Source organism: Flavobacterium sp. AK-345, from assembly GCF_058310175.1.
Map to the genome: position 1 here is coordinate 553,121 of NZ_JBZEER010000002.1, position 24,153 is coordinate 577,273.

Sequence of the window (24,153 nt, forward strand, 5' to 3'; positions counted from 1 at the left end):
ATTAATCCTTTTGAGGTTATTAATCTGCTCAGGTTTTTAGCAATATGGTAAATCTGGATAAAAAAAGTAAGTGTTCTGTTTAGTTTTATTAATATTGTTTTAGATATGATTAAATAAAATCAATTATAAATTTTATTTCTAATAGAATTGATAAATATTAAAATGTAAATGAAAAATATCAAATATATTCTTCTGTGCTTTTTTGGTCTTGTAAATTGTATGTTTTCTCAGGATAAATTTGAAAACTACCAATTTAGAAGCATACAGGAAACTACTTCAAAAAGGGCTATTTCTTCTATCATTCAGGATCACAATGGCTTTATTTGGATAGGAACTAATGGCGCAGGATTATATCGATATGACGGGGTAAATTATTTTGGATATAAACATGATAAAAAACCAGGTTCAGTAAACAGTAACTTTATTTATGCCACTTTTATTGATTCTAAAAATAACTTATGGATTGGTACAGATGAAGGCTTGTGTTTATACAATCGGGATCTGGATAATTTTACTAAAATCAATATTCAGGATGCAATTGTAAAAGGTTACGAACAGCCAATTACTATAAAAACCATTATTGAAGATAACAATGGCGACATACTTTTAGGTGCTTATGGTTTTGGATTATTTAAAGTAAATGTAAAAACCTTAAAAGCGTCTTTAGTGCACTCAAAAGTTCTCGAAAAACCAAACTTTTTAATCAAATGTTCGGTAAAAAATAAACAGGGAATTATTTATTTAGGAACCAGTTATGGACTTTTAGAGATCGATCTAAACGGAAAAGTAAAGCAGGTTTATAAAGACAAGTTTAAAAGAGAACCTTTATTAGATGATATAGAAAGTGTTGTTATAGACAAATTTGGATATTTATGGCTGGGAACAACTGAAAATGGGCTGATAAAAATTAAACCTGAAACGGATAACTATCAATTTGAGAATTTTTTTATTACCAAAAATAAAATCTTATCTATTATACAAAGCAGTCAGGATTATATACTTTGCGGTACCGAAAATGATGGCTTATTAGTTGTAAATTTTAAAGGAGAAGTACTGCAAAAATACCTGCACAGCAAATACAATAATTTTAGTTTAAAGTCGAATTCCGTATGGTCATTATACGAAGACAAGGAAAAAAGACTTTGGTTAGGTTATTTCAATAAAGGGCTTGGCGTATTTGATAAGCCAAACAATAAATTTAATTCACTTGAGTCGCTTGTTAACAATGATAATTCCCTGCAAACAAGCTATGTAACTTCAGTTATAAAAGATAAAAAGGGCAATCTGATAATAAGTAATGAAGGCGGCGGACTTGATATATATAATCTTTCGGCTAAAACTTACATTCATGTTAACAAAAACAATCAAAGTTACTATTCTGGTCTTGATGCTGTTGATATTCAGACTATATTCATAGACAGTAAACAAAATATCTGGGTAGGAAGCTGGGATCGCGGTATCTATTTTTTGAAAAATGGAACTACCCGATTCATAAACTACAATACGACAAATACAGCAGGACTGAAATCGAATAGGATTTTTAGTTTTTCTGAAGATTCCGGAGGCCGAATCTGGATTGGAACTTTCATAAAAGGACTTCATTATTTTGACAATAAGAGCAACACATTCGTGCATTGTGACACTAAACCATTTGCAGACAACTCCTTAGACGAAGCCTTTATCCGCAAAGTTTTTGTTGACTCTGATAATATTTTATGGGTAGGAACAATTTTAGGGCTATATCAGGTACACTTAAATGCCGATTCCAGTTTTAGAGTGATAAACATGCGCGATGAAATGTTCAGGGATAAAACAAAATATAGCGGTATTCAGACCATTTTATCAATTTATGAATCCAACGATAAAAAAATATGGATCGGTACAGATGGCGAAGGACTTTTTAGTTATAATAAAAAAAACAAGATATTTTCTAATTATGATGATTTTCCGGGTTTTGAAGAAAAATCAGTTCGCGCCATCATTTCTGATAACAATGGATCTTTATGGATAAGCGGTGGATCCGGGCTAACAAAACTCGATTTTAAAAACAAACAAAGCACCAATTTCAATAAAGATGATGGTCTTATTGACAACGATTTTAATAATAATGCAGTCTTTAAAGACGGAAATGGCGAACTGTATTTTGGCGGTTATGAAGGAGTAAACTATTTTAACCCGAACGAGATTAAAAAAACAGAAAAAGCGCCAAGGCTGTATTTTAGTGATTTCAAATTATTCAATAAATCTGTAAAACCAAATGAAGAAGGTTCGCCGTTAACCAAAGTAATTTCGCAGACAAAAGAAATTATTCTCAATCATGCACAATCGGTTTTTACGATCGAATATGTGGGGATAAACTATAATTATTCTAAAAAAAACCAATACGCCTATTATCTTGAAGGTTTTGAGAAAGACTGGAATTACGTAGACAATAACAGAACAGCCACATACACCAATCTGGAGCCAGGTAATTATGTTTTTAAAGTAAAATCGGCCAATGCAGATGGTTCGTGGAGTAATGTTCAGTTAGAACTAAAAATAAAAATCCTTCCCCCGTGGTGGAAAACCATTTGGGCTTATTTAATATACGTTTCTATTTTAGTTTTCCTGATTATATATTTCAACAAGATTTATCAAAATCGCTTTAAAGCCAGACAGTCCATAATTTTAGAAAGAGAAAAAACAATTCAGTTAGAGAAATTAAACAATAAAAAATTACAGTTTTTCACTAATATTTCGCATGAATTCAGAACACCATTGACCTTAATTATTAACCCTCTCGAAGATATTTTAAGAAGTAAGAATGTATCGCGCGAAATACATAACAAATTAAAAACGGTCCATAAAAGCTCAGACAGACTTTCAAGGCTTATTAATGAACTCATGGATTTTAATAAATTAGAGTTCAACAAAATTTTTCTTCAGGTTAAAAAAATTGAAGTGATCGCTTTTGTAAAAGAAATTATAGGTTATTTTGATGAGGAAGCAGCTGCGAGAAACATAACTATTGATTTTGAGCCATCAATTGATGAGCTTGAAGATTGGTTAGATCCTAAAATGCTGGAAAAAATAATATTCAATATTATCTCAAACGCTTTTAAGTTTACTCCCGATGATGGGTTTATTACTGTTTCTATCGATAAATTAGATGAGAATAATTCCTTAATAATTAATGGAAGCAAGGTTCCCTCCTTTTCAATAACCATTACAGATACTGGTTCAGGAATTTACAAAGAGGATTTGAAAAGAATTTTTGATAGATTTTATCAGGTAAATAACCTAAATAAAGATTACTACGGAAGCACCGGAATTGGCTTAGAGGTTGTAAAAGAATTTGTTGAGCTTCATAAAGGAAAAATTGATGTTGAAAGTACGCCGGGAGAAGGAACAAAATTCATGGTAATATTTCCTTTAGGCAACTCTTTTTATAAGGAAAATGAAGTAGTCAATGAAGTTTTTAAAATAGAAAAAAATAAAAATAAGTTCTTGTTTGAATCGAATAAATATCAGCCAGATGATGAAGAGATTTCTAACGAATCAATAAAAGAAATTGAAGCAGATACTGCAAAAGCATATACCGTTTTGATTGTTGAAGACAATCTTGAATTACGAAATTATCTGAAAACAGAATTGAGTAAATTATATAAAGTCATTACCGCCGAAAACGGTAAAAAAGGTTACGAACTGGCCGTTCAAAAATTGCCGGATATCATAATTACAGATGTTATTATGCCGGTAATGGATGGATTGCAGTTGTGTAAAAACATAAAAGGAGATCTGAAAACAAGTCATATTCCGTTATTAATGCTTTCTGCAAAAGCAATGGTACAGGACAGGATTGAAGGAATAGATTCTGGTGCCGATATGTATTTGAGCAAACCATTTGAATTGGATATTTTAAAATCCAGTCTGGCGCAGCTTATTACAAGCAGACAAATAATGTTTAAGAAATTTTATACCGGTATTACAAAAGATGGAAAGGAAAAAACAACTTCTTTAGACAATGATTTCATTCAAAAAATTCTTCATTTTATTAATGGAAACCTGAGCGAATCTGATTTAAGTGTGGAGCTGCTTTCTTCTAAAGTTTTCCTGAGCAGAAGTCAATTGTATCGAAAAATAAAAACGCTAACGGGTGTTTCTGTAAATGAGTTTATTAGAAATGTACGATTAGAAAAAGCAAAACAATTGCTCGAACAAGGCAATAATACTATTAATATCAATGAAATTAGTTATAAAGTAGGATTCACTTCCCCTTCTTATTTTGCCAAATGTTATAAACTTAAATACGGACATCTGCCTACGCAGGAAACTGGATCGAAGGAATAGAGGAAAGAGGAAAGAGGAAAGATGGAAGATGAAAGAATATAGAAGAGAGAATATAGAAGAGAGATAAAAAGACTTTTAAAAGCGATAATAATTTTAGAAAGCCCTGATTTAAATTAGGGCTTTTTTTGTTGGTGTGTTTCTAAAAAAGGATTTTTTTTAATTGGCGAAAACTTGTTATTTTAATAAAAATACTACAATATAATTTCGCAAAATATATTTTAAAGCATAATTTTTTACCAATACTTCATTGGTAGTTTTTGGGTTTTTACCTCTTATTATTTAAATCCAGAGGGTTGAGATGCGGTTTTGCATCAAATGATGCATGATTTGCTTCATCTGTTCTACACTTGGACTGCTGTAGATTTTACTTTCGTTAAGAAATATTTAAGAAATAGTTTTTTTTATCACAACTCAAATAATAAGTGAGACAAAAACAACCCATTAAATATTTTTTACAAACTAAAATAACTAATTATTTAACTCAGTCTAACAACCAAATTTTATGCAGAAAAGAACATTAAAAAAACTATTGTGTTTAATAGTGTGTATGTGGGGAAATTTTTTCTTTGCTCAAACTGTTAAAGGTAAAGTAACATCAGGCGGAACCAGTCTGCCAGGTGTTAGTGTAATAGTACAAGGAACAAAAAACGCAACTGTTACCGATTTCGACGGTAGTTTTGCCTTAAACAATGTCGAACCAACAGCTTCATTGCTTTTTAGTTATGTAGGATATAAAAATTTAATACTGCCCGCAAAATCAGTAATGCAGGTGGTTATGGTCAATGATCTGGAAAAATTAAATGAGGTTGTTGTAATAGGATACGGAACTTCAAAAAGAAAAGATATAAACGGTGCTGTTTCTTCTATTAAAGCTTCTGAAATTCAGGACAAACCGTTTACTTCTATCGATCAGGCTCTTGTGGGTAAGGCTGCAGGTGTAAACGTGACTCAAAATTCAGGTACTCCCGGAGGCGGAATCTCTGTTCAAATTAGAGGAATAACTTCCATTAACGGTAACGAGCCTTTATACGTTATAGACGGAACTCCCGTTTTTGCAGATAAAAACAACGACTCTTTTTCTTTTAGCGCTTTAGGTGGAGGAAACGGACAAACTAAAAACTCGGCTTTATCGGGCTTGAATATTTCTGATATCGAAACTATTGATATTTTAAAAGATGCGTCGGCAACGGCTATATATGGTGCAAATGGTGCAAATGGTGTTGTTTTGATTACAACCAAAAAAGGAAAAAAAGGAAAATCAAAGTTTACCTATGAAACGTATTTAGGTACTCAGCAGGTTACCAATACTGTTGATGTTTTAAACTTGCCTCAATATGCTGCTTATCAGGCAAAAATTTTCAAATTAAATGGCGAGCCTGTTCCGTATCAATATCAAAAACCTAATTTGTTAGGTAATGGAACAAACTGGCAGGATGAACTTTTTAGAACCGCTACAATGTACAATCATCAGCTGTCATTTTCTGGTGAAAAAGACGGAACACGTTATTATACTTCTTTAAATTATTTTGATCAGGAAGGAATTGTTCTAAACTCAGATTTCAACAGATTATCGATGCGATTAAATGTAGATTCTAATGTTAAATCCTGGCTAAAAATTGGTAATAACTTATCTGTAAGCAAATCGTCTCAACAAGTAGTAAGAAACGATGACAGAGGTGGTTTAGTGATGAACACTTTAAGACAATCGCCGGAATTACCGGTTAGATACGCCGATGGTTCTTATGCGGGACCAACAAGTGGTTTAGGATCTTCGGCAAATGAAGCAACGAACCCTATTGCTTTATCGGAATACAATAATTCAACTACAGAGAGATTTAAAATTAATGGTAATTTATTTGCTGATTTCACGATTATCAAAGGATTGGTTTTTAGATCTGAATTAGGATATGACCTTAATTTTTCAAAAAGCAGTGCTTTTGCGCCTAAATATACTTTAGGAAATGTGTCTGAACTTTTAAACAAATCTTTCAAACAGCAAGATCAAAGTTATTATTGGAACATTAAAAACTATCTGACTTATAATAAAATGCTAAATGAAAATCACAATTTTACTTTCTTATTAGGTCAGGAAGCTCAGGAAAGCCGCTATGAATATTTAAGCGGTTACAGAACGGGTGAGTTTTTAAATAAGAATTTTACAAACCTAAACATTGGCGATATTGATACCGCACTAAACGGCAATGGTTCTGGCAGATGGTCGATGGCATCTTATATTTCGAGATTAAACTATAGTTTTTCTGACAGATATTCTTTCTCTGCGTCTTTAAGAGCAGATGCTTCGTCAAATTTTGGCCCTAACAACAAATGGGGATATTTTCCATCATTTTCAGGAGGATGGACAGTAAGCAACGAAAAGTTCTTTGAGCCTTTATCAAAGACTATAAATTATTTAAAATTCAGGGCAGGTTATGGTCTTGTAGGAAATCAAAATATTCCGGCAAACAGATATCAAACTATACTATCATTACTTTCATCCCCGTTTGGAGGTGTGTCGCCAACAATTGATAATTTAGGTAACCCGGATATTAAATGGGAATCTCTTAAATCTTTCAATACTGGTTTTGAATTAGGATTATTTGATAACAGAGTAAAAATAGATTTTGATTATTATGTTAAGAATTCATCCGATTTCCTGACTAAACAAATCAACGATGAATCAAATCAAAGTGCACTTAATTACTACCTCAACACAGGCGAGATTGTAACTAAAGGAGTTGAATTTACCTTGAATACAAGAAATATTGTTACCGAAAATTTCACATGGGACAGTACAATTATTTTGTCCAAATACAATAATGAGCTGACCAGTTTTCAGGGTCAGGGCAAATCTTTGTTAGGAAAAGTACAATTCGATTTGTATAACGTTACCAGAACTACAGAAGGACAGCCGGTAGGACAATTTTATGGATATGTTACTGATGGATTATTTAAAAATGCTGCCGAATTAGCTGCAGGACCAACTCAGGAAACAGGAACCGGAATTGGAGATATTCGTTTTAAAGATCTTAACAGCGACGGAAAAATCGATAGTAAAGATCAAACAGCCATAGGAGATGCAATTCCAGATTTTACGTATGCATTTACCAATAATTTTAAATACAAAAATATCAGCTTATCTGTTGTTTTAACAGGAAGTCAGGGCAACCAGATCTACAACTTTACGCGTCATTATACAGATGGTATTTATCCGGGATTTGGAGATCGTTTTGGAAACGTTAGTACTGAGGCGCTGCAGGCTTTTGAACCTGGAGTAAACGAAAATACTGATGTTCCGAGAATCACACTTAATGATCCAAACGGTAATGGCAGAATTTCGAATCGATTTGTTGAAGACGGTTCTTATTTAAGAATTCAGAATGTTTCACTGAGCTATGATTTACCAGAAAAAATATTCGAAAACTCTATTTTCTCTAAAGTAAGATTATACGCAAATGTTCAAAATTTATACACGTTTACTAAATACTCCGGTTTTGATCCTGCCCTTGGAAATTTAGATCAAAATATAACCCTGAGCGGTATTGATTTAGGAAGATATCCTGTGCCAAGAACAATTTCTATGGGAGTGAATTTAGAATTCTAAAATTGATAAAAAACACATTTAACTTAATGATTCATAATCGTTAACATAAAAAAAGTAGTTATGAAAAAACTTTTTAAACTTTTTATGATGGGAATGCTAATACCATTGCTGTCTTTATTTTCCTGTTCAGATGATTTTTTGGATGCACCATCTGAAAATCAATTAACTCCGGGCGATTTACCCGAAGGAGTTACCGCTTTTGACGGAATCGCTGAGAGTTTGTACTTTAAGCCGTGGTTTACTTTTAATGATAAATTCCTGATTGCTGTAGGAGATATGTATGCGGGAAATGCTTTTTCGTTTGATGGTGCTTATGCGCAATTTAAAGATGCCGAGGTAACCTCGCAAAACCCAATCCTGACAGAAGGATACGTTTCGTTATTTTCGGTTGTCGATCAATCCAATAATTTAATGAGTCTGGTTGAAGAAAGAAAAAGCGAACTGCCAGAAGCATCTTATAAAAAAGCGATTGCAATATCCAGATTCATGAGAGCCAATGCTTATTTCTATCTCGTGAGAACTTTTGGTGCTGTGCCTATTATTAGTAAAGCAGGTTCTGCTGCACAGCCAAAAAGAAATCTTGTTGCTGATGTGTATAAATTTATAAAACAGGACTTGGAATATGCTGTTGAAAATCTACCTGAAAAACCATTAAAAAAAGGGTATGTTACCAAATATGTCGCTATGGGTATTCTTGCAAAAGTGCATTTAACCTTAAATGAATACGGAGAAAGTTTAGCCTTAACCCAGCAAATTATTGGAAACCAATATAAGTTAATCCAGGAATACGGAAACTTATTTAGCAGCCCTGAAAATAATAACAGCGCAGAGAGTATGTTTGCCCTGCAATGGAAAGCGATTGCTACAGAATGGGGAACACAAAACACCAATCAGGCCTATATAGTTCCGGGAGGTACAGGAATAACCGGTGGTGGTGACGGCTGGGGAGTTTACCTGCCTTCTATCTCACTACAAGCTGGATTTGAGCCACAGGATACCAGAAAAAAGAACACGATTATGACTGATGGTGACTTTTATCCTGAATTATTAAAAAATCAAGGTGGTTTCACATACAAAAAAATCCTTTCTTCTACAGGAGCTAATTTCAGAAAATACATTGTAGGTTCTGCAGCCGAAAGAAACGATGTGTTTTTTATGAGAACATCACAAAACACGATTATACTAAGATATTCTGATGTTTTATTAATGCATGCCGAAGCGATTTTGGCCGGAGCAGGTTCTACTACTTCTGCAGATGCTTTAATCGCTTTTAATGAAGTGAGATCAAGAGCCGGATTACCAGCTAAAACAATACTTACAAGAGATGATCTGTTTAATGAAAGAAGAGTTGAATTTGCACTTGAAGGACAATATTTCTTTGATTTAAAACGCCGCGGCCTTGCTGAAGCTACAGCAATTATTTCACAGCAGGAAGTTGGTTTTTATTCTGATGATGCCAGAACAGAATTGGTTTCCAGAAAGATAACTCCGGGAAACAATTATTTTGAATTGCCATTACCTCAATCTGCTATTGATACTAATCCATCATTATTAGAAGCGCCGGTTCCTTTTAACTTCAATTAATTTTTATACTATGATCAATAAAATAAAATATAGAATTATAATTCTTTTGGCCTTGGTTTCTTTTACAGCTTGCCAAAATGATGATAATAATACTGTTGCAACTATAGACGCAATGGTTGCTGAACCCGGAGATTTACTTAATCAGGCTTTTCCGTTAAATAAAGTTAGGGTCGAAGGTGAAGGTTTAGCGGGATTAAAAAAGATTACGCTGGATAATAAAATCAATATCAGTTTTAATCCTAATCATAATTCAGATAAAGCGTTTATTTTTAGTATTCCCTTTGATGACAAACTAGGAAGCAGATTTGGTGTACAACCCATTACATTTGAAACTGCTGCTGGTTCGTTTACAAAAGAAATTGAAATTTTACAGCCTGTACCTACCATTACAAAAACAATTCCTGAAATAGCAACTCCGGGATCTCCGCTTGAAATTGAAGGTACATGGTTTTATAATATTTCTTCGATAACCTTAGACGGAAAAGCAATAAGTTATACTTCAAAATCATCTTCTTCAATTATTATCGGTGTGCCTGAAGATGCAGTCTTTGGCTCAGAATTAATACTTACAACGCCGGGAGGTATAGCAAAAAAAGTAATACAGATTCCTCCTCCTGTTACTCCGGAAGTTATTGTTATCGTGTCTGATTTTGACGGAAACGGTGTCAGAACGAGTTGGAATTCGTATGGCGATATCGATAGTTTTAACGCAAATACTACAGGTGGCCCAACAGGTAATTACGCAACACTTGCATGGACTGGTTCAACTGCCAACGGTTACAACGGAAGCAGCGCCGGAGGGGGAACTAGCTTTCTAAGTGCATCAAACACTGATGCTGCAAAAACTTTTATAGATATTGACGTAAGTGCCAATGTCGTAGGCGCTCAATTTGCCATACAATTAAACACTATTGATGGTAAAGACTATGGTTATAATTTTAAAGTAACCGATACAAATTGGACAACAAAAACCATAACCTTAGCTGATTTTAAAGATAATTATGGGTTTGGATTGCCTGCCACTACGCTGGACGCTTCTAAAGTTAATGAAATCAAAGTAGGAATTGTACAGAGTGATACGCCAAATCCTAGTGTGATAAAATTTGACAATATTAAAATTCGTTACGAATAATTGAGGATTATATGCTTTAACTAAAAAAGAGGTTGTTATCAAAAGCAGCCTCTTTATAAAAGCAAATTATATCATAAATAATAAAGAAAATATAATAAGAGTATTCCAGAATATTCTATAATAAAAAAACAGTATGAAAATTAAATTTTTACTAGTGCTCAGCAGTCTCTTCCTTTTTTTAAGTGCCTGTTCTAAAGATGACAATGAAACTGTTGAAACTTTAGAAAATCCAGTTGCAAACGCACCAAAAGATGTGAATGACAATGGGTTTAAAGCTAAATGGAATTATGTTTCCAATTCTAAAAGCTACCTTTTGGATGTTTCTACAACCGAAAATTTTACAGCATTTGTGTCCAATTACAATGCAAAAGAAGTGACTGATTTAAATGAAGTTGTAGTTGGTTTAACAGGAGGCACGCAATATTATTACAGAGTAAGAGCCAAATCAGAAACAGAGATTTCAGATTATTCAAATGTTATTAGTGTTGTAACTACCGGGTCTAACGGTATTCCTGAAGATCCTACTTTCTTAAAAGTAAAAGTCAATAAGGCGGCAAATCCATTTTTTGTTGGTATGGCAATAAAGGCTTCGCAATTAACCAGCGGAAGCCCTTATGATATCATTTTGAAAAATGAATTTAGCAGTATTTCTGCTGAATATGAAATGAAAATGGATCAAATTTCTACTGCAAGCGGTGTTTATAACTGGACGGTGGCTGATCAAATTGTTGCTTACGGAAATTCAAATGGTATCAATGTTCACGGTCATGCTTTAGTATGGCATAATTCAGTACCAAAATGGTTAACCGATTTTTCAGGTACTGATGCTGAATTTGCTGCAGAAGTAAAAAAATACATTACAGATGTTGTTACGCATTATGCCGGAAAAGTAAAATCCTGGGATGTGGTTAATGAATCTGTAGATGACAATGGAGGAAATATGAGAAATACTATTTTTCTTAGACGAATGGGTCCTAATTATGTAAAAGATTGTTTTCAATGGGCAAGAAATGCAGCAACTGCGGCAGGTGACACCAACTTATTATTGTTTTATAATGATTATGCAACGTCTGCCAATATCCCAAAACAAGATAAAGTTTTTAGCATTATAGATGATCTAAAAACAAGTAACCTTATTGATGGTGTTGGTTTTCAAATGCATAATACTTATTTAAGCCCAACAAAAACTCAAATCGAAACAGATATTAACAGAGCTGTCTCAAAAGGTCTGAAAATTCACGTTTCAGAATTAGACATTCAGGTCAATCCATTTAATGACATCTCTACTTTTACAAATGAAAGAAGGTTAGCCCAAAAAGCAAAATACAAGGAAATGGTAAAAATCTATAATGCAATTCCGGCAGCAAATAAATACGCTTTAACGATTTGGGGAATGAAGGATAATGAATCCTGGATTCCGTATAGTACAGATCTGAACCATGTTGGAAATGACTGGCCTTTATTGTATGACTCTAATTTTGCTATCAAAAGTTCGCATACCGGATTTCTGGAAGGTTTAGATTAAATTTTAAAGCATAATACTTTACTATACTATTAATATAACCACAAAAAATTATGAAAAAATTAAATTTATTATCATTAGCATTATCCTGTGCTTTAGGATTTGCATCCTGCTCAGACAGTACAAATCCTGTATTGGCAGAAGAGCAATTGTCAAGTGTAAATACGGCTCCAAGTACAGGCAAAATAGCCGCTGCACCCTGGGTGAAACAATTTGAAGACACATTCAATGTAGGTTCTAATTTGTCACAATGGACAAAAGAACAACGAGCGGATTATAATTCCTGGTATTGTGACTATAATAGTTCGGTACCTACCACACAATGGAGGGATGGAAAACAATGTTTAGAAATCAAAACAACCAAGTTAAGTGCTACCAAATATCAATCTGGTTTCATTTCTTCTCATTACCAATACAAACCGGAAAACAATACAGAGTATATGCTTTCTGCTAATATTAAATTAATAGCGATGGATGGCGGAACCTACAAATCTTTCTCAGATACTTACGGTGCATGGCCGGCCTTTTGGTCTGTACAGCAAAACGCATGGCCAACTAAGGGAGAAATTGATATTCTGGAAGGTTACTCTTTTGCACCAAATGCGAGCCGTTATACTTCAAATATTTTTTATGGAACTTCTTCCGGAAACAACTTATTAGGAAACGCTGCCGAAAGAAACTATCCCGGTAGTTTTAATCTAAACGGAAATAACGGATGGCACTTATATGAATCCTTCTGGAAAATGCAAAACAATGTCGTAACGGTAACCATAAAGGTTGACAATGTAACTGTTGCAACGTATACAAACAGTAGTGTAGCCAATCTAAATTTTAATAATTTTGGAACACATTCGATTATTTTCAATATGAATGTGGGATCTAAAGACTCTAATTTTATAGATCCTAATAAAATTAACTTATTTTCATCTGTAATGATGTGGGTAGATGATGTAACGGTTTACAAAAGACCAATCTAAAATTATATCGCAATCAGTAATACAAAAGCTTCAGATTTCTCTGAAGCTTTTTTTATGTATATGCTTTGCTATTGTCAAAGGAGATATTGAGGATTGTACTTCAGACCAGACTTATTCTTTTTAAATAATTTGTACCAAAATAAAACAGCCCAATTCTTTCGAATTGGGCTGTTTTAAAATTACATGGATATTATTAAAAATTCGCTTCTTCTGTTTAAGAGATGTTCTTCCTCACTACATTTTACACCATCCTTACATCTGTTAAGCAATTTGCTTTCGCCATATCCTTTTCCATTTAATCGATTTGCGGAAATGCCTTTTTTTACAAGCCACGCCATAATAGATTTTGCTCTTTTATCAGATAAAACCATATTTGATTTTACAGATGATCTGCTGTCTGTATGCGAACGAATATCTATTTTCATTTTTGGATATTCCTGCATTACGGCAAATATTTTCTCTAATTCAATTGCTGCTTTATCTGTAATATTCCATTTTCCTAAATCGAAATAAATCATTGAAATATTTAGCGTTTTGGCCAAATCTGTTCCAATTGCAATTGGTTTTGCTTCTTTAATTTCTGTTTTTTCTTTTTCTAAAGTAAAATCTAACTTATTATCAACAGCGTATGAGATCGTAACCTGATTTTCTTTTACTGGATAACCTTCTCCAATTACACGAACAGTATATGCTTTGCTGCAGTTAACTTTAAAAGAATAACTTCCGTCTTTTCCTGTAAGTACTTCTTCTAAAACCTGAAGCTTTTCATCAAGCAAAACTACTTTTACATTTTCTAAAACAGTATTAGAATTACCATCATAAATAGTTCCTTTTAAAGTTCTTTCGCAAACTAATTTTCTTGTCTCGGTAAATTTATAAATATCATCATAGCCTATTCCTCCTTTTTTATTAGAAGAAAAATATCCATTACGCGTATTACTGTCAATGATAAAAGCAAAATCATCAAATTTGGTATTTACCGGTTCACCGATATTTTGCACTTTGTCAAAAGTTCCGTTGTCCAGTATTTTCGAAACAAATATGTCCAGTCCGCCAAGTCCGGGACGTCCATCGGTTGCAAAGTACAATTCGTTATCTCCTGAAATAAAAGGAAAAGTTTCTCTTCCTTCCGTATTAATATTGGGTCCCAGATTTTCTGGTTTTCCAAATGCTCCGTCCTTATTAATCGTTACGCTGTATAAATCAGACTGACCTAAACTTCCCGGCATATCCGATGCAAAAAATAATTTCTTTTCATCTAAACTTAACGCCGGATGAGCTGTACTATAAGCGTCGCTGTTAAAAGGTAATTCTGTAATATTATCCCATTTACCATTTAAGAAACTAGCCTTATACAGTTTTAATAAGGTAATATTCTTGTCGTCTTTTCCTCGTTTTCCATCCAAAAAATTATTTCTTGTAAAATACATCGTCTTGCCATCTTTTGTAAAAACAGGAGTCGATTCATTAAATTTTGAATTAACATCTGTATCCAGCAAAACCGGAGTCCCAAGATTACCATCTGGCTGAATGGCTGCAGTATATAAATTTGTAAAAGCTCTGTTTGTCCATAAAAAAGTCTTTCCTTCTTTCTTTCTAATTTTACGTGCCGAACTAAATATCAGGTTATTGTTTAAAACAGCAGTTCCAAAATCTGATTGTTCTGTATTAATATTGGTATCTACTATATCAAATCGGCCAGAATTTAATTTTATCTGCTCTAAATAATTTCTGTTATTTTCAAATAAAATTCCTCTGGTATCTGTATTTACTTTCTTATTGAATTCGTCGAGCATTTTATCCGCTTTAGCGTAATCTCCTACTGCTTTAAGAGACTGTGCATATCTGTACAAATATTCGGGTTCCTGCTTGGGATTCAGAAAGAAAAGTTCATCATAAGAAACGACTGCTTTTGTTAATTCGGCATTAAAGTAATAAGCATTACCTAATCTCTGAAACATTTTTTCGTCTTTATATCCTTTAACGGCAAGCTTTTCGTAAATCGAAATTGCATCTGCATAGGCATAATTATCATATTGCTTTTCTGCTTTTTGCAAAAGTGCCTTTTGAGCCATTCCGCTAAAAAAGCAAAAAGACATTAGTACGGTATAAATTATATTTTTTATTTTCATGACTAGAAAAATCTTGGTGATGTTATTCGGCTATACTTATTCAAAAACTCGAAACGCAGGAATATTTCATGCGATCCTGAATTGTAGTTCACTAACTTAGTTGTTTCGCGATCGTAGGCATAACCCAGATATAAACTGTCTGTGATCTGAAATCCGGCCAGTGCACTTACTGCAGCACTCCATCTGTACGAAACACCAACAACAAACTTGTCATTAAACATAAAATTTGCCGAAGCATCAACCTGAAACGGTGAACCTTCTATCATCTTGGCCAAAACTGCTGGTTTGAACTTTATTTGCTCATAACGATCCAGATTAAATACATATCCGGCAATCAAATAGTAATTTATCTGCTCTTTATAAATTGCAGTTTCATTATCATCGTAACGATTTGTTTCGATAAAATTGGGTACCGATAAACCAACATATCCTTTGTCTGAATGCAAGTATACACCAGCACCAACATTAGGTGAAAATTTATTTTTAAAATCCTGAAATTGCGGATCGCCCTGATTTTCGGGGTTTAACTTTGTGGGATCAAGTTTGAATAAATTTGCTGATCCTTTTATACCAAAAGAAAGTTTGGCTGTTGCCGATGTTGGGATAGAATACGAAAAATCTGCTGATATGTTGTTTTCATTTGTAGGACCAATTTTGTCATTTACTAATGAAACTCCAAGTCCTACATTATTACCTACAGGTGTATTTACAGAAAAACTGCTTGTTTCGGGTGCACCATCTAACCCAACCCACTGTGTACGATAAAGTCCTAAAACACTTATGACTCCTCTTGAACCCGCGTAAGCCGGATTTATACTAATGGTATTATACATATATTGTGTAAACTGCGCATCTTGCTGAGCAAAACTTGCAACCGAACAAAACAATAAAACTAAAACTAATTTTCTCATTTATTTTATTTTTAAAATAATGGCTTAGCTTTCACTAAGCCATTTAATTTGTATAGTATGTTACTTGGTAAGGTATAAATACCCAGCCTCTTGCTGTAGGTTAGATTGCTTATCTTTATATCTAATGATGTAATAATAAGTACCTTCAGGTAATCCGTTTGAGTCTTTAATAGTAGCGCGACCTTCTGAAACACCTCTAAAAGCAATGTCTGCATTGTTATAATGCTCTCTTTCGAATACTAAAACTCCCCAACGGTTGAAGATTTGTACGCTATTGTCAGGATAACATTCTAAGCCCTGAATGTAGAATCTTTCGTTTTGATTATCTCCATTTGCAGAAACAGCATTAAAGATTTTAATCACACAACCGCCTAATTCTAAAATAGTTGGTTTATCTCCTTCAGTATCACTAGAATCTGATTTATCCGAAACAATTATTCCGCTTTTCGTCGTACCTGATGCCGTTGCCTGATTGCTTATGCTTCCGGAATCGACATCTGCCTGAGTTAAAGTATAAGTTCCTGTTATTGAAGAATTATCGGTTTCACCAACCGCCAGATTAATAGGGCCTCCATTCATAACAATTCCAGGTAAAGGATCTGAAACCATTATTTTTTCCAGAGCAACATTTCCTTTATTTGTTATCGCGAAATTATAGGTTAAAGTTTCTCCGGCTTCGGCAAATCCATTTCCATTATCATCATTCAATACAACTGTTTTTACTATTGCAATTGCAGGAATTTCAACAAAAATCTTAACCGTGGCAGTAGTACAATTTGATCCATTGGCTACTTCGCATATTTGATATGTTAGTGTATGTTCTCCTCCTTTTGTACCTGGTGCTATATTGATTGTACCATCATTATTAAGGGTAATTCCTGTTGGCCAGTCAATACCTTTTACTATAACATCTGAAGGTTTAACAGGAACACCGTTTAAGGTATCGTTGTCTAAAACATTGATTACTTCTAATGAACCATTAAGTCCGTCAGCAAGAGTTACCTCATCTTCATTACCTGCATGAATTCCGAATGTTGGCATCGCGTTACAACCAGCTGCTGCTGCTGGATAATTAACGACAACAGATTGTGTAGGGTTTAATGTAAACTGCATAGTAACAGCAGGTCTTGTTAATTCAAACCCGTCATTTCCTTGTGTCCATTGTCCGTTTACTAATACCCATCCCGGCCAGTCTGTTGGTTTATTATTACTATCAACAACTGCTCCCGGCCATAAAACAGTACCACTTAATGGCATATTATTTTGGGTTGCCACAATGTTGTTAGCGCTGTCTATCCAATTAATAGTTAATAATCCTGTTGGTGTAAAATTATCTGCAACAACATTATAAGAAACATACGGTGTATTATTATCGCAATAACTATTTGCCGTTATTGTCATAGTAGGGGCTACAACCGAAACTGAAACGGTAGCAGGACTACAGTTTGACGGATTCGCTTTTTCGCAAATTTCGTATGTTAAAGTATAGTTTCCAGCCGGAGCATTTGGAATCAATTCTACAGTTCCATCAGGTTTTAATGTAATTGTTCCTGTTGGATCAGGGGTCAATTCATGTAAATCAACATCTGAAGGTATTAAAGGATTATTGTTTAAAGTATCATTATCAAATACATTTACAATTGTAACTGTTTTATCAATTCCTACTACAGGATTTACCGGATCATTTACGGCATTCAAAATTGTTTTTTCAACCACAATTGTTATTACTGCCGGCGTTGCATCAATAGAGCCGTTATTATCTGTTGCTGTAAAAGTAAAAGTTTCGTTCCCTGAAAAAGCACCGCTAGGATCGTATGTAAGCATACTAACTTCTAAAGGTGTTAATACCTGATTTACCGTTACTGGTGTTCCTGATAATGCTAAAGTTCCATTAGCTGGTAATGACAGGATTGTATAACTTACAACAGTTCCATCGGTATCTGTTGCTGTTAAAGGATTGATCACTGTTGCTCCTGCTGTTGACGGAATACCAGCATTAGTATCGTCGTTTGCAACTGGTGCATTGTTTCCAACAGGAATTGTAATTGTTCCCGCTGATAAATCTATCGCACCAAGGTCATCTGTTGCCGTAAAAGTAAAGGTATCGTTGCCTGTAAATGTTCCGCTTGGTTCATAAGTAAGCATGCTTGCTTCTAAAGGCGTCAAAATCTGATTTACGGTAACCGGAACTCCTGCTAATGCTAAAATTCCATGAAATGGTAATGTTAAAACTGTATAGTTTGATATCGTTCCGTCAATATCTGTCGCGCTTAATGCGTTTAGGGCTGTCGCTCCTGCCGTTGATGAAATTGGGGTATTTATATCATCAGCTGCAATCGGACTATCATTTACAGCATTTACTGTTACAAGCTGATTTGCTGTAGCAGTTCCGCCTTTTCCATCACTGATCAGGTAAGGAATACTAATGGCTGTTGCTGAATTGAAATTTGCCGATGGTGTGAAAGTAATCACACCTGCAGCTGAGATATTTACTGTTCCGTTTGTTACAGGGATAGTTTGTGCGCCACCTGTCAATATTGTTCCGCCAATTGAAGTGATACTCAATGTATCGCCGTCAAGATCAGAATCCAATGCTAATGGGTTTAAGGTTACTGTAGTATCTTCGTTTATCGTGTAAAGATCATCTACCGCTACCGGATTATCATTTACAGCCGTAACTGTAATTAATTGATTTGCTGTAGCTGTTCCGCCATGACCATCGCCGATTACATAAGGAATACTGATAGCCGTTGCCGAATTAAAATTCGCCGATGGTGAGAAAGTAATCACGCCTGTAGCTGAGACATTTACTGTTCCGTTTGTAACAGGGATAGTTTGTACGCCACCAGTAAGAGTTGTTCCATTAATTGAAGTAATACTCAACGTATCGCCATCAAGATCCGAATCCAACGCCAATGGGTTTAAGGTTACCGTCGCATCTTCTGCAACAGTATAAACATCATTTACCGCTACCGGATTATCATTTACTGCCGTAACTGTAATTAATTGATTTGCCGTGTCAGTTCCACCATGACCATCGCTGATTACATAAGGAATACTGATAGCCGTAGCCGAATTAAAGTTTGCCGATGGCGTGAAAGTAATCACACCTGCAGCTGAGATATTTACTGTTCCGTTAGTTACAGGGATAGTTTGTGCTCCTCCTGTAAGTATTGTTCCGCCAATTGAAGTGATACTCAATGTATCGCCTTCAAGATCCGTATCCAATGCCAATGGGTTTAAGTTTACTGTAGCATCTTCTGCAACAGTATATATGTCATCTACCGCTACCGGATTATCATTTACAGCCGTAACTGTAATTAATTGATTTGCAGTAGCAGTTCCGCCATGACCATCGTTAATTACATAAGGAATACTAATGGCTGTTGCCGAATTATAGTTTGCCGATGGTGTGAAAGTAATCACGCCCGCAGCGGAGATATTTACTGTTCCGTTTGTTACAGGAATTGTTTGTACGCCACCTGTAAGTGTTGTTCCATTAATTGATGTAATGCTTAACGTATCGCCATCAAGATCCGAATCCAATGCTAATGGGTTTAAAGTTACTGTCGCATCTTCTGCAACAGTATAAACGTCATTTACAGCTACCGGATTATCATTTACTGCCGTTACTGTAATTAATTGATTTGCCGTGTCAGTTCCGCCATGACCATCATTAATTACATAAGGAATACTAATAGCCGTTGCCGAATTGAAATTTGCCGATGGTGAGAAAGTAATCACGCCTGTAGCTGAAATATTTACTGTTCCGTTTGTAACAGGAATTGTTTGTGCGCCACCTGTAAGTGTTGTTCCACCAATTGAAGTGATACTCAACGTATCGCCATCAAGATCCGAATCCAACGCCAATGGGTTTAAGGTTACTGTAGCATCTTCTGCAACAGTATAAACATCATCTACAGCTACCGGAATATCATTTACTGCCGTTACTGTAATTAATTGATTTGCAGTAGCAGTTCCGCCATGACCATCATTGATTACGTAAGGAATACTTATAGCCGTAGCTGAATTAAAGTTTGCCGATGGTGTGAAAGTAATCACGCCTGCAGCTGAAATATTTACTGTTCCGTTAGTAACGGTAATTGTTTGTACGCCACCTGTAAGTGTTGTTCCATTAATTGAAGTGATACTCAATGTATCGCCATCAAGATCCGAATCCAACGCTAATGGATTTAAAGTTACCGTAGCATCTTCTGCAACAGTATAAACGTCATCTACCGCTACCGGATTATCATTTACTGCTGCCACAACAAAAGTAATATCTGCATTATCACACAATCCGAAAGGATCACATAAAGTATAAGTTATTATTGCTGTTCCGTTATAATTATCTGCAGGATTAAAAGTTACAATTCCTGTAGATGTGTTTAATGTCCAAACACCTTTAGCATCAGAATACGTTGTTTGAATACCTGGCAAAGCAGGATCTAAATCTACTGTAAATTGCCCAACTCCATTTACGGGAGCAATCGGGTTACCATCTGGATCAGTATCATTAGAAAGTACATTTACTGTACCATTAGCTCCATCTTCATTTAAAGGAGAAGCACTAAGATCATCGTCAGTAGCCACTGGTGCATGATTTACTGTTGGCGTAGCAGATTCTGAATTATTTCCAGGTGTTGGGTCATTCTGTTCTCCTGTAATGCTGGCCGTATTGGCATAAGAACCAGTAGCATTTACTTTTGCAATAATCGTAAGTGTTGTATTGGCTCCATTGGCAAGATTTCCAATAGTCCAGTCTGGTGCTAACCATGTTCCTGTTGAAGGTGTTGCACTTACAAAGGTATAACCTGCCGGAAGTGTATCGGTTACTTTAACTCCCGTAGCATTGCTTGGTCCTGAGTTAGAAGCTGTGATAGTAAATGTAACGTTGTCCCCAACATTATGTGTACCAGTGCTTGCCGTTTTGGTTACCAAAAGATTAGTATCAACTACAGGTGTTGCAGTTGCTGTATTATTTGCAGAATTAGTATCAGGATCATTACCTGAAATAATAGCCGTATTCGCATACGGTCCTGAAGCATTAACTGTAGCTACAATTGATAAGGTGGCACTTTCTCCATTAATAAGGCTGCCAACAGTCCAATTTGGTGCTGACCATGTTCCTACTGATGGTGTTGCACTTACAAAAGTATAACCAGCAGGAAGAACGTCATTTACGTTAACTCCTGTAGCCTTATAAGGTCCTTTATTAGTTGTCGTAATTGTGAATACACAATTATTACCAACACTTGCATTAATATTATCAACTGTTTTTGTAACCTCTAAATCTATAGGACAAAGAGCCGCTTCAAAATTTTTAGTAGTAACTGAAGTACCTCCACACTCGGTGGTTACGGAGTATTGAACCACTACGTTACCGGCTGATGTAAAACTCAAAGTATTTCCTGTAAGGCTTCCCGGACCGCTTACTATGCTTAATGTACCTCCGGCGGGAGTTGGATTTAGCAAAACAGGATCGCCAACACAGTATTTTGAACCAGGTCCTCCTCCTGTTGAGATAGGCTGGATAACAGGATTTGACTCTGCACCGCAAATTTGTACAGCTGCAGTAGCAAAATTATAAGATTTTTCGTCACTGGTACCATTAGAACCATTACCCATACTTCCTCTTATTCTATGACCAACATAACCAAAATTAGTCTGACAGCTTTTAACTATCATTGATGTATGCCCTCCTGTTTCAACAGCAAGAATTTTATCTGCAACGGTTAGTCCGGCTGGAATTGACGGATTACTTGGATCTGAAGCAGTACCAAGCAAAAAGTTATTACTTTGTCCAAAAGCATATAAATTTTTATTGCTGTTAATCACGTTAACACTGCCATATAAATTATCATGCTCCTGTACGCTGAACCATTTAATATCATCCATATTCTCCATAAGTGGGCCCGTAACAGATGTATATCGGGGCTGAACCCATCCTAATCTATCAATAGTTGTCCAATCTCCCAATTGTCTGTTTGTATTTTCACCTACAGCATACATGTTACCGTCGGTCGCTAAAATATAATAGGATCTTTCAGTACCACTTCCAGATGAACCAATCATTTTTGGTGTTCCACCAGGCAGTGCCATTTGTATAGCTCTTGTCTGGCTCGGAATTATAGCTGTATTATCTCCTAATAATACATTCACTCCCCACACATAGACTGAACCATCTGATTTTAAAGCCATAAGTCCGTCATAATTTCCTCTACAGACTACTACATCACTTAAAAATGGATTACCTGTCCCATCAGTTGTAACTTTATACCAGGTGGTTGCATTTCCTGCTCCCCCATTACCGCGAACACTTGCGGTTTGTGAAATTACCCAAACATCTCCACTACAGGTCGTAATGGCTAATGTCTTGTAGGTTGCAAACAGCATTTTAACATCTCCTGGAGTTACTCCTGTTGGTAAACCATTTGCATTTCCACCAATAGTAATTTTTTGAAAAGCAGTTCCTGAAGTAATTGACCCGTCAAGAACAATTCCTTCTTTTGACCATGCATACAAACCATCTGTAGCTAAAACAATACCCTGAACATTATTCGCAGAAATACTTCCTAATCCGACCTTTAAAGGCGTTGCAGTTGTTAAAGCAGGAAAATTTGCTACATTTATTGTTAGTGGCGAAAGTACATCTGCAAGTCCGTCATTTCCAATATCTTCTCCCCATACCTGAAAAGAACCATCTGAAGTTCTTACTACTGTTGTATGAAAACTAGAAACAAAATTATCATACTCTATAGTGGCTGCATTGTTATTTGAATCGCTTCCAAAATTCGATAAATCAGTATTTGAGCATCCAACAATGGGCGTCGAACACTGGGCATTGGAAACCTGATTGAATATAAAAAACAAAAAAAACAAGAAGATTGTTTTTTTGAAATTCAATATTTTATTTAGTGTAAAGTAGTTTTTTATCATAAGTTATCTTATTATTTTATTTTCTCAGAAAGATTGTAAGTCTGCACCTGATTATTGAAATCATAGAAGTCAAACATCAGATAAGCTTCTTTGTCTGCTTTTCCTGAAATTTTATATTTCAATAATTGAATTTTGTTATTTAAGACAATCTCGGTATTCACAGGCTTAGCTGTTAAAGCAACTCCTATACCGTTAACTGACAGTCCCGGCGCAGGTAATTTTGTGATCGAATTATCTTTTGATATAACTTTTGCAGGAACAGTAATTATTAAATCTGAATAGTTTCTCCCTTTTTGCAATTTCTCAGAAAACTGAATTTTAGAAAAATCGAAAACCAATTTAACAGGCTGCACTTTCACAAGTACTTTTTCGGGCATTGCCGGATGATTGCATTCATCTGGATTATGCTTTCTGTTTTCCGTAAAATTTATTTCATAATCTCCGGCCTGCTGGAATACATAATCGTTAATTTCATTACCCTGCAAAGAAACATTAATGTTGTTTTGAGAATTTGTAATCTTCCAAGATACATCTGAATCAAAATGTCCAAAATTCATTTTTTCATCAAATGAAATCACTGCATAAAATTGTTTAATTTCACCATTGATTTGGTTTTGAGCCTGAGATTGATGTATAAATAAGATTAAAAATAAAGAACAGACTAACTGTTTTCTAAGGTTGGAACAGATGTATTTCCAATAAATATTTCTGATCATAAGTGAAAATTTAGTTTAAAATAGCTTTATAGAATATGGCTGCGAAACTAAATTATTTGACCACCGAAAATTACCTTAAACCTTTACCAATTACGTAAAAAGAAAAACATCTATCATTCAAAAAACCTATAAACAACTAAAATACAGAACTTTACAAAAAGAGTATTATTTACACTTTTCATAGCTAATTCTTAATATCTGTATATAAGTTGCTCGTACAACTGTTATATTATGGATAAACCTCAAGAAAGAATCGTCCTAAAACGCGAGACAAGATGTATAAAATATATTTGTACGCCATCCTGATACA

At 34.8% G+C, this 24,153-nt stretch carries 10 protein-coding genes; 6 read left to right on the top strand and 4 right to left on the bottom strand.

The genetic code is table 11. The features are described from left to right. Positions 1-168 precede the first annotated feature (168 nt). The 6 genes from AC4FQ3_RS06550 (at position 169) to AC4FQ3_RS06575 (ending at position 13,145) form a co-directional block, all read left to right on the top strand. Positions 169-4,329, top strand: coding sequence for a hybrid sensor histidine kinase/response regulator transcription factor (locus AC4FQ3_RS06550; RefSeq protein WP_491181320.1), 4,161 nt, complete (start codon positions 169-171; stop codon positions 4,327-4,329). A gap of 547 nt (positions 4,330-4,876) precedes the next feature. Next, complete coding sequence (locus AC4FQ3_RS06555) at positions 4,877-7,930, top strand: SusC/RagA family TonB-linked outer membrane protein (RefSeq protein ID WP_491181321.1); 3,054 nt, start codon at positions 4,877-4,879, stop codon at positions 7,928-7,930. Between the two features lie 60 nt (positions 7,931-7,990). After that, positions 7,991-9,514 (top strand): RagB/SusD family nutrient uptake outer membrane protein, encoded by a 1,524-nt coding sequence (locus AC4FQ3_RS06560; RefSeq protein ID WP_491181322.1) that lies wholly within the window; start codon positions 7,991-7,993, stop codon positions 9,512-9,514. A 10-nt stretch (positions 9,515-9,524) separates the two neighbouring features. Continuing rightward, positions 9,525-10,646 (top strand): hypothetical protein, encoded by a 1,122-nt coding sequence (locus AC4FQ3_RS06565; protein ID WP_491181323.1) that lies wholly within the window; start codon positions 9,525-9,527, stop codon positions 10,644-10,646. A gap of 133 nt (positions 10,647-10,779) precedes the next feature. Then, on the top strand, positions 10,780-12,171 hold the full coding sequence (locus AC4FQ3_RS06570; protein ID WP_491181324.1) for an endo-1,4-beta-xylanase: 1,392 nt from the start codon (positions 10,780-10,782) through the stop codon (positions 12,169-12,171). Between the two features lie 50 nt (positions 12,172-12,221). After that, positions 12,222-13,145, top strand: coding sequence for a glycoside hydrolase family 16 protein (locus AC4FQ3_RS06575; RefSeq protein ID WP_491181325.1), 924 nt, complete (start codon positions 12,222-12,224; stop codon positions 13,143-13,145). Between the two features lie 179 nt (positions 13,146-13,324). Here the strand turns inward: AC4FQ3_RS06575 and AC4FQ3_RS06580 are convergent, their stop codons facing one another. Genes AC4FQ3_RS06580 through AC4FQ3_RS06595 form a run of 4 tightly spaced genes read right to left on the bottom strand, consistent with a single transcriptional unit; the run spans position 13,325 to position 23,843 of the window. Continuing rightward, on the bottom strand, positions 13,325-15,277 hold the full coding sequence (locus AC4FQ3_RS06580; RefSeq protein WP_491181326.1) for an OmpA family protein: 1,953 nt from the start codon (positions 15,275-15,277) through the stop codon (positions 13,325-13,327). A gap of 2 nt (positions 15,278-15,279) precedes the next feature. Next, positions 15,280-16,188: a PorP/SprF family type IX secretion system membrane protein gene (locus tag AC4FQ3_RS06585; RefSeq protein ID WP_073392832.1), complete on the bottom strand. Its 909-nt coding sequence runs from the start codon at positions 16,186-16,188 to the stop codon at positions 15,280-15,282. Positions 16,189-16,248: 60 nt separating this feature from the next. After that, entirely contained in the window at positions 16,249-23,127 is a 6,879-nt protein-coding gene (locus AC4FQ3_RS06590; protein WP_491181327.1) for an Ig-like domain-containing protein, read from the bottom strand. Positions 23,128-23,138: 11 nt separating this feature from the next. Next, positions 23,139-23,843, bottom strand: a complete 705-nt coding sequence (locus AC4FQ3_RS06595; RefSeq protein ID WP_491181328.1) for a hypothetical protein — start codon at positions 23,841-23,843, stop codon at positions 23,139-23,141. Between the last annotated feature and the right edge of the window lie 310 nt (positions 23,844-24,153).

What these genes read in the sequence shown, in the direction of transcription:
- AC4FQ3_RS06580 (WP_491181326.1), bottom strand. Translation starts at nt 15,277, where the DNA reads ATGAAAATAAAAAATATAATTTATACCGTACTAATGTCTTTTTGCTTT.
- AC4FQ3_RS06585 (WP_073392832.1), bottom strand. Translation starts at nt 16,188, where the DNA reads ATGAGAAAATTAGTTTTAGTTTTATTGTTTTGTTCGGTTGCAAGTTTT.
- AC4FQ3_RS06570 (WP_491181324.1), top strand. Translation starts at nt 10,780, where the DNA reads ATGAAAATTAAATTTTTACTAGTGCTCAGCAGTCTCTTCCTTTTTTTA.
- AC4FQ3_RS06595 (WP_491181328.1), bottom strand. Translation starts at nt 23,843, where the DNA reads ATGATCAGAAATATTTATTGGAAATACATCTGTTCCAACCTTAGAAAA.
- AC4FQ3_RS06565 (WP_491181323.1), top strand. Translation starts at nt 9,525, where the DNA reads ATGATCAATAAAATAAAATATAGAATTATAATTCTTTTGGCCTTGGTT.
- AC4FQ3_RS06550 (WP_491181320.1), top strand. Translation starts at nt 169, where the DNA reads ATGAAAAATATCAAATATATTCTTCTGTGCTTTTTTGGTCTTGTAAAT.
- AC4FQ3_RS06560 (WP_491181322.1), top strand. Translation starts at nt 7,991, where the DNA reads ATGAAAAAACTTTTTAAACTTTTTATGATGGGAATGCTAATACCATTG.
- AC4FQ3_RS06575 (WP_491181325.1), top strand. Translation starts at nt 12,222, where the DNA reads ATGAAAAAATTAAATTTATTATCATTAGCATTATCCTGTGCTTTAGGA.
- AC4FQ3_RS06555 (WP_491181321.1), top strand. Translation starts at nt 4,877, where the DNA reads ATGTGGGGAAATTTTTTCTTTGCTCAAACTGTTAAAGGTAAAGTAACA.
- AC4FQ3_RS06590 (WP_491181327.1), bottom strand. Translation starts at nt 23,127, where the DNA reads ATGATAAAAAACTACTTTACACTAAATAAAATATTGAATTTCAAAAAA.